Consider the following 594-nt stretch of genomic DNA (forward strand, 5'->3'; position numbering starts at 1 on the left):
CTTCACGTCTACAATCGTAGTACCTCAAAATCCCAACGTTGGCTCGAAGAGTATGAAGGCCAAATACTGCTAGACCTTAAGAAGATTGATCATAAGTTCGACCTCGTCATAAGCTGCATCGGCAATGATAAAGATCTCGAAGAGGTCTACCTGTCCGAACAAGGCCTGCTCGCCCAATGCGATAGCAAAACACTTTTTATCGATCACACCACCGCTTCCGCTGAACTCGCTAGACGTATTGACGCCAGCACTAAGCAAAAAGGTATGGCATTTATCGACGCTCCCGTTTCTGGCGGCGAACAGGGTGCAATTAATGGCCAGCTAACCATTATGTGCGGCGGCGAAGAAGCAGCTTTCAAACAGGCAAGCGACCTTATGCGGCACTATGCCAAAGCAATGAACCTGCTTGGCCCGTGCGGCTCAGGACAACTCTGCAAAATGGCCAATCAAATGGCCGTAGCCGGTGTGGTACAAGGGCTGGCCGAGGCCATCCATTTCTCAGAGAAAGCTGGCCTGGACTGCAAGCAAGTCGTCGATGTGATATCCAAAGGAGCTGCGCAATCATGGCAAATGGATAATCGTTCAGACACCATG

General features: G+C 50.3%; 1 protein-coding gene. It reads left to right on the forward strand.

What is annotated here, in order from left to right:
• The coding region (locus A3763_RS03775; RefSeq protein ID WP_068759897.1) for an NAD(P)-dependent oxidoreductase at positions 1–594 on the forward strand (594 nt) is incomplete at both ends.

The sequence above is a fragment of the Oleiphilus sp. HI0128 genome, assembly GCF_001635365.1.